6 protein-coding genes are annotated in these 7,930 nt (G+C 62.6%); 5 read left to right on the plus strand and 1 reads right to left on the minus strand.

What is annotated here, in order from left to right:
* On the minus strand, window positions 1-1,244 hold a 1,244-nt coding region (locus tag RDN59_RS10550), incomplete at its 3' end, for an amino acid permease (protein ID WP_308607798.1).
* Window positions 1,245-1,605: 361 nt separating this feature from the next.
* On the opposite strand from RDN59_RS10550, the gene RDN59_RS10555 reads away from it, so the two are divergent.
* The 5 genes from RDN59_RS10555 to hutU all read left to right on the plus strand — a co-directional run.
* Window positions 1,606-2,952: a YjiH family protein gene (locus RDN59_RS10555; RefSeq protein WP_308607799.1), complete on the plus strand. Its 1,347-nt coding sequence runs from the start codon at window positions 1,606-1,608 to the stop codon at window positions 2,950-2,952.
* Window positions 2,953-2,989: 37 nt separating this feature from the next.
* Window positions 2,990-3,718 carry an IclR family transcriptional regulator gene (locus tag RDN59_RS10560; RefSeq protein WP_308607800.1) on the plus strand — a complete coding sequence of 243 codons (729 nt, stop codon included), beginning with the start codon at window positions 2,990-2,992 and terminating at the stop codon, window positions 3,716-3,718.
* Window positions 3,719-3,901: 183 nt separating this feature from the next.
* Window positions 3,902-5,455: a histidine ammonia-lyase gene (gene hutH / locus RDN59_RS10565; protein ID WP_308607801.1), complete on the plus strand. Its 1,554-nt coding sequence runs from the start codon at window positions 3,902-3,904 to the stop codon at window positions 5,453-5,455.
* A gap of 252 nt (window positions 5,456-5,707) precedes the next feature.
* The gene (locus tag RDN59_RS10570) at window positions 5,708-6,607 is read left to right on the plus strand and encodes a DUF559 domain-containing protein (RefSeq protein ID WP_308607802.1); all 900 of its coding nucleotides are present in this window, start codon (window positions 5,708-5,710) and stop codon (window positions 6,605-6,607) included.
* Window positions 6,608-6,934: 327 nt separating this feature from the next.
* A partial coding sequence (gene hutU, locus RDN59_RS10575) for a urocanate hydratase (RefSeq protein ID WP_308607803.1) occupies window positions 6,935-7,930 on the plus strand: 996 nt, incomplete at its 3' end.

Raw genomic sequence — 7,930 nt, forward strand, 5'->3', positions numbered from 1 at the left:
CCAAAAGTGAAGATGATGAAGGCGATGGAGAAGTATTGGCCCCAGGGCCAGAAGGGCACGGTGTATTCCAGGCTGGCGCGTTCTTCAGGCGACATCTGGCGGCGGGAAGCCACGTGGGCCAGGAGGATCATCAACCACACGTAGATGGTGGCAAACGTGGCCAGGGAGGCGATGACCTCAAAGACGTTATCCGGGATAAGCGCGTTGAGTCCGGTACCGATAATCATGACGATCAGCAGGATGATCATGGTCATGACCGGCACACCTCGGGTCTTTTTAGCCATGACCTTCGGTGCGAGGTTCTGGCGTGCCAGGCCGGTGAGAACGTTGCCGGCGCCGAAGAGATCCGCATTGATGGCAGAAACCGCCGCGGTGATGACAACGACGTTGAGTGCGGCGGCAGCCCAGGTGACGCCGAGGGTGGAGAAGATTTGGACGAAGGGGCTTTCCTCACCGGTGATGCTGCGCCAGGGATTGATCATGAGGATGACCAGGATGGCCAGGACGTAGAACAGCAGGATGCGCACCGGGATGGTGTTGACGGCCTTGGGCACGGACTTGGCGGGATCTTCTGCCTCCGCACTGGCGACGCCGACGATCTCCGTGCCGCCGAAGGCGAAGAGAACGAGGATGAAGGAGGCGACCATGCCGGAGACGCCGTTGGGGAAGAAGCCGCCATCGTTGACGAGGTTGGCCGGGCCGGTGGTCTCCGCGGTGGAGAGGCCGAAGACTAAGACAGCCACGCCGCCTAGGATCATCGCGATGACGGCGCCGACCTTGACGATGGTGAAGGCGAATTCCAGCTCGCCAAAAGCCTTGACGGTGGCGAGGTTGGCGCCGCCGACGAGAAGCAGTGTGGCGGCGACCCACACCCATTTGGGCGAGCCGGGGAACCAGAATTGCATGTAGACGCCGATGGCGGTGAGGTCGGCGAGGGCCACGATGACCATCTCGAAGGCGAACATCCAGCCGGTGATATAGCCGGCCCAAGGGCCTAAGAAGGTGCGGGCGTATTCGGCGAAGGAACCGGTGACGGGGTGGTGCACGGACATCTCACCCAGTGCGCGCAGGAGGAAGTAGACCACGGCGCCGCCGAGGAGATAGACCAAGAGGACCGAGGGGCCGGCGGCTTGAATGGCGCCGGCGGAGCCGTAGAACAGGCCGGTGCCGATGGCTGAGCCCAGGGCGATGAAGTGCAGGTGCCGGTGTTTCAAGCCGGTGCGCTTGGCGGTGGTTTCTGCCACGGGGATGCGTCCTCCTCAGTTCCCCAATGCGGTGCTCGTTAGTTCCGGCACCGCGTAAGGGGAGTGGTTGGTGCGGGTGGGTCTGGGAGCTACTTTCCTCTAGTTGAGACGTGGGGTCAATTTGGTGGTGGGGTAGCTTGATCCGGCTCTATGGTGGGCACCTCATTTCGTGCGTGGGGGTGATGTGCGTGACATTTGTGTGTGGTGCCGCTAGTATGTGGAAGACCTGCGTGTGGCTGTCGCGTGGGCACGGCTTAAAACAACCGCCTTGTGGAGGCGTGTGTTTGTGTGGCGCGCTCAAATATTGGGCGTGTTGTGGCCGTGCTAATGACGTGTAGTTTCCACCACCGTGAGGTAGAACATGAACTCTGAAGACGCAATCGTTGACGCCTTCTACGAGAGCGACGACGATGTCCCCTCCAAGAAGGGCATCTGGCGCCTCTTTGTCTACAGCGCTATTGGCGCTTTCGTATTCTTCTTTCCCATTAGTTATGACGGAAAGAAATCCATCCCGCTTGACCACATGGTCACCATCATCCGCACCTATGCCGACGCCTTCGTGCCCTGGTTCATCCTGGCGTTAGCGCTCTATGGCACGGTGCGCAGCATCGTGAATAAGAACTGGCAGGAGGGGCCGCTGCAAGCGGTCTTTACAGTTCTCAATGTGGTGGGCCTGGTGGTTTCCTTCCTTATGGTCATCGGAACGCTGCCAGGAGTGCTGGGCAACGAGGACATCGTGCCCTTCCTGTGGAATTCCATTGCCACCCCGGTAGGCCTCATCGTGCCCATCGGCGGCGCATTCCTAGCTCTGCTCATCAGCTTCGGCTTTTTGGAATTCGTGGGTGTATTCATGCAGCCCATCATGCGCCCGCTGTGGCGCACGCCGGGGCGCTCCGCCATCGACGCTGTGGCCTCCTTCGTGGGTTCCTACTCGCTGGGAATCCTCATCACTGACCGCGTGTACCAGCGCGGCGGCTATACCGCGCGTGAGGCCTCTATCATCGCGACGGGCTTCTCGACGGTCTCGGCGGCGTTCATGGTGATCGTCGCTAAGCAGCTCGACCTTATGGATATGTGGGGCATGTACTTCGCAGTATCCCTCGTGGTGACCTTCCTGGTCACGGCGATTACCGTGTGGATTCCGCCGCTGAGCAGGATTCCTAATGACTACGTAGATGGTATAAAGCCGGACCCGGAAAAGCCGGTGAAGGGCAATTTCTTTAAGGCCGCGTGGCGGGAAGCGCTGCTGGCGTTGGACCGCGCGCCTTCCTTGGGTGCTGCCATCTGGGAGAACCTGCGCGATGGTGTGCGCATGGCGGCGGCCATTGTGCCCTCCATCATGTCTGTGGGCCTGATTGGTTTGCTGCTGGCGAATTTCACCCCGCTCTTTGATTGGTTGGGCTACCTGTTCTACCCGTTCGCCTGGATTGTCCAGCTGCCGGAACCGGAGCTGGCGGGCAAGGCCGCGGCTATGGGTATTGCGGAGATGTTCCTGCCGGCGACGGCCGTGGCCGGCTTTGAAAGCATGGTGCTCAAGTTCGTCATTGGCGTGGTCGCGATTTCCGCCATCATTTTCTTCTCCGCGTTGGTGCCGTGCATCCTGGCCACCAAGATTCCGATCAAGCTCTGGCAGATCGTGGTCATCTGGTTCGAGCGCGTGGTGCTGACCATCATTATTGCGACGCCGATTGCCTTCCTGGTGACTTAGGGAGGACGCCTAAGCGGGCTCGTTAGAATGTGGGCCCATGAGTACCTCCCGAGTCCCGGCGGCGCGCAACGCGCTGGAAATCCTCCGGCTGCTGTCCACCATCGACGTGCCGATTTCCGCCGCGCGCATTCGCAGCGAGCTGAACCTGCCGCGCTCATCCACCTACCACCTGCTCAAGGAGATGGTGGACGCGGGCTTCGTGGTGCACCTGCCGGAAAACCAGACCTATGGGTTGGGGCTCGTTGCCTATTCGATGGCTGCTGCCTACGCCACGCAGCAGCCCCTGGTGCGGGCGACGCAGGGGCACCTTGAGCGGATTGCCAGCAGCGTCGGGGGCTCGGGACATTTATCGCGTTTAGCGGGAACGGAGATTCTCTACCTCAACGAGGTCCGCGCTCCGGGGGCGCTGTCCTTGGTCACGGAGAGGGGCGTGCGGCTGCAGGCGCAGCGGACGGCCTCTGGGCGGGCCATGTTGGCCTTGCTTCCGGAAGCAGAGTGGCGTGCAGCATTTGTCCCGGGGTCCTTAGGTTTTGGGGAGTACAAGGAAATCTTGCGCCAGGTACGCGAACGCGGTTGGGCCGAAGAGGTCGAGGTGGTGGCGCGCGGGCAGGCGTCGGTAGGCGTGGCGGTGGTTGACCACGTGGGCAGGCCCGCAGCGGCACTCGCGGTGACTTTTCCCGTGGGCACAGCAGATGCGGCAGACGTGGCACAGCACCTGCACGCGGCCGCGCAGCAAGTGGCGGAGAGGATGTACGGGCGCCGCTAACAGGTAGTGCCCGGGGTATTGGCGCGCCGGGCAGCCTGTTGTACTATGAGCGCAACGCGTAAGGCTGTCGCGCGTATCACTATTTTCTATTCTTGTGAAAGCAAGTACGTGTTTCGCGTGCCTTTCTCCCTTCCACGTGGGTGGTGGGGCGTGGGCAACGCAGCGACGTTAAAGGAGCCTTACATGTCTAATTCTTATCCCTCCACCGTGACCGTGGGTATCGGTGCGCTGAGCATCGAGGAGGTCGTGGCCGTTGCGCGCTATGGCGCGAAGGTGGCGATTTCTGAGGATGCCCTGGCGGAAATCGCCTCGACGCGGGAGCGCGTCGAGGAACTGGCCCAGGATCCGACCCCGGTCTACGGCATCTCCACCGGCTTCGGTGCGCTGGCTCGCCGCCACATTCCGGAGGAGATGCGCGCGCAGCTGCAGCTTTCGCTCGTGCGCTCCCATGCGGCGGGCACGGGCCCGGAGGTTGAGCAAGAGGTCATCCGTGCGCTGATGCTGCTGCGCCTGTCCACCCTGTGCACTGGGCGTACTGGCGTGCGTCCGGTGGTGGCGGAAACCTATGCGGCAGTGCTCAACGCGAACATTCACCCGGTGGTCCGCGAATACGGCTCCCTGGGATGCTCCGGCGACTTGGCTCCGCTTGCGCACTGTGCGCTGGCGCTGCTGGGGGAGGGCGAGGTGCGCGTCGACGGCGGTGAGGCCACCCCGGCTGCCGAGGCCCTGGCGGCTGCGGGCATTGAGCCGCTCAAGCTGCGGGAGAAGGAAGGCCTAGCACTCATTAACGGCACCGACGGCATGCTGGGCCAGCTCTGCCTGGCTATCACCGACCTGCGCGAGCTGGCCAAGACCGCGGATATCGCCACCGCAATGACGGTGGAAGGCCTGCTGGGTACGCTGGTGGTCTTCGCCGATGACCTGCAGCAGCTGCGCCCGCACCCCGGCCAGGCGGATGCCGCGGCCAATATCCTGCAGGTTGCGGAGGGCTCTGAGATTCTTGAGGCCGCCCTCGAGGAATTCAAGAAGAAGCAGGTCCAGGACGCCTACTCGGTGCGCTGTGCCCCGCAGGTGGCCGGTGGTTTCCGCGATACCGTGGCGCACACAGCAACGGTTGCCGAGCGCGAGCTCGCTGCCGCCGTGGATAACCCGGTGGTGGCCAAGGACGGGCGCGTGGTCTCCAATGGAAACTTCCACGGCGCGCCGGTGGCCTATGCGCTGGACTTCCTGGCCATCGTCGTGGCTGACCTGGCCTCCATCTCTGAGCGCCGCACCGACCGCTTCCTCGACGTCGCCCGCAACCGCGGCCTCAACGCCTTCCTGGCGGATGACCCGGGCGTGGACTCGGGCCACATGATTGCGCAGTATGCGCAGGCGGGCATCGTCTCTGAGCTCAAGCGCTTGGCCAACCCGTCCTCGGCGGATTCCATCCCGTCTTCGGCCATGCAGGAAGACCACGTCTCCATGGGCTGGTCGGGTGCGCGCAAGCTGCGCAAGGCAGTCGATGGCTTGCAGCGCGTCCTCGCCATTGAAATCCTCACCGCCGCCCGCGCTATTGATATGCGCGAGGGCCAGCCGGCCAAGGGTACCGGCGCGGTCATCGATGCTCTGCGCAAGACTGTCCAGGGCCCGGGCACTGACCGTTACCTCTCCCCGGAGATTGAGGAGACCGTGCGTCTGGTTAAGGAAGGCGCGCTGGTGGCTGCGGTAGAGGGGGCCGTCGGCACGTTGCGCTAACTTCACCCCAGTCCCATGGCGTGTATGCCATGGGGCTTTTTCGTGCGCCCTTAGTTCCAAAAGTGCAGACCTAGAAGTACATACGCCCAGGTGGGCGTCGTCCAGCGCCCGGGCAGTGCTTTGCGACGACCAGCAGGTCTGCACTTCTAGGTCTGCACTTTTGCATTCGCGCCGAAACGTAGGAGCGTGGCGGTGGTGAAGAACGGAAGCCTATCTGTGGCGAAGCGCACAAAGCTGGGTTATGAGTAGTGCATGAACAATGAACAACTTTTTAACTTCGTGGACCAGCACCTTATCGACCTTCGCAAGCTACCCAATGATGATCCCCGGTGGAAGAAGGTGCATGCTGGCAAGGTGGCCAAACTGGCGTGGTGCTACGTGCTGCCGTTGGTGCACTGGCACGAGCTCAAGCCGTGGCAAAAGGAGACTGCGAAGGCATACGTGCTCGGGCTGAGCTTGCCCAAGGCAACATTAGTGGGAAAATCCGCCGCGCTCATTCACGGGATTCCCCTGGTTGTGCCACCCGCCGAGTGGGAGGCAACGTTGCCTTCGAACTCGGTACCACAACGCGCCACGTCCAATGTCCGCTACCGGCGCATGGACTTGCGCGGTAAAGAGACGGTTGTTCACGGGATTCGCGTGTCTTCGCTGGAACGCACGGCAATAGACATCGCTCGCTTTTATGGATTTGAGGAGGGGCTTGTTGCCGTCGATGATGTGCGGGCGCGCAATGTAGGTCAGTTCAGGATTAACGAGACGCTTGGCGCCATGGGGAGGGTCAAGGGCGTTGCCGCCGCGCGGCGGGCGGTTGCTGAGAGTGTCAACTGCGCGGAGTCACCGTGGGAATCCTATGCCCGTGCCTTGATCCTTGCGGCGGACTACCCGGAGCTGCGCTGGGTCAAGGCGCAACATGTGATTGAAAGGTATCGAGCGGACCTGGTCATTAATGGGTGGCTTGTGATCGAGATTGACGGGAACGTCAAGTACCGCTTCGAGGCCGAAGAGGTAATACGCGCGGAGCATCGGCGGCAGCAGGACATCCTCAACAAGGGCTACATCGTCTTGAGGTTTAGCCCAGAACAATTAAACGCGCGCCCCGACTACTTCCAGGAGACCGTGGGGAAGCACTTGGCGCGCGGTCCGCGTTTGTAGATGTGCAGACCTGGAAGTGCAGACCTGCTGGTCGTCGTCAAGCACTGCCTTGGCGCTTCACGACGCCCACCTGCGCGTATGCACTTCCAGGTCTGCACTTTTGCGTTTGGCGTTGGCTGTGGCGGGGGCGGGCAGCGCTCCGCTGCAGTGCCAGCCGCGCGGCAGTCTCGTATCTGAGACAGCTAGGCCAAAAGTGTCCTGGCTCATGGTCCTGCGTCACAGTAACTTGTCCTGTGTGACGCTGACCAAGCCCTTGAAGGGACAGCCCCGGGAAACCGGCCTTGGTGGGTTTGGGAGGGCGTCGAAAAGCACGAGCGAAAGGAAGTCATGTCTGAACCCCGCGAAGTACGCGCCCCGCGCGGAACCGAAATCACCGCCAAGTCTTGGCAGACCGAAGCCCCGCTGCGCATGCTCATGAACAACCTCGACCCCGAGGTTGCCGAGCGCCCCGAGGACCTCGTGGTCTACGGTGGTACCGGACGCGCTGCCCGCAGCTGGGAGGCCTTCGATGCCATTGTGGAGTCCCTCAAGGACCTCGAGCCCGACGAGACCCTCTTGGTGCAGTCCGGCAAGCCGGTGGGTATCTGGAAGACCAACGAGTGGGCGCCGCGCGTGCTCATCGCCAACTCCAACCTGGTCGGTGACTGGGCCAACTGGGAGCACTTCCGCAAGCTCGAAGACGAAGGCCTGATGATGTACGGCCAGATGACGGCCGGCTCCTGGATTTACATCGCTACCCAGGGCATCCTGCAGGGTACCTTCGAGACCTTCGCGGCCGTGGCAAAGAAGCGCTTCAACGGCACGCTCGCCGGCACCTTTACCCTCACCGGTGGCTGCGGCGGCATGGGCGGTGCACAGCCGCTGTCCGTGACCTTGAACGGCGGAGCCTGCCTCATCGTGGATGTGGATGAGACCCGCCTGAAGCGCCGCCAGCACAAGCGCTACCTCGATGAGGTTGTTAGCGACCTGGATGAGGCCCTCAAGCTGGTGCTCGACGCCAAGGAGAACAAGAAGCCGCTGTCCGTGGGCCTCGTGGGCAACGCCGCAGAGGTCTTCCCGGAGGTGCTGCGCCGCCAGCGCGCCGGAGAGTTCACCGTGGACATCGTCACGGACCAGACCTCCGCGCACGACCCGCTGAGCTACCTGCCCACCGAAATCACCGTCGAGGATTGGCACAACGAGGCCAAGGCCGACCCGACCACCTTCACCAAAAAGGCCCGCGAGGCCATGGCCGCCCAGGTCCAGGCCATGGTGGAATTCCAGTACGAGGGCGCCGAGATCTTCGACTACGCCAACTTCATCCGCGACGAGGCTCGCAACGCC

The sequence above is a fragment of the uncultured Corynebacterium sp. genome (assembly GCF_902489365.1).
Taxonomy (GTDB): domain Bacteria; phylum Actinomycetota; class Actinomycetes; order Mycobacteriales; family Mycobacteriaceae; genus Corynebacterium.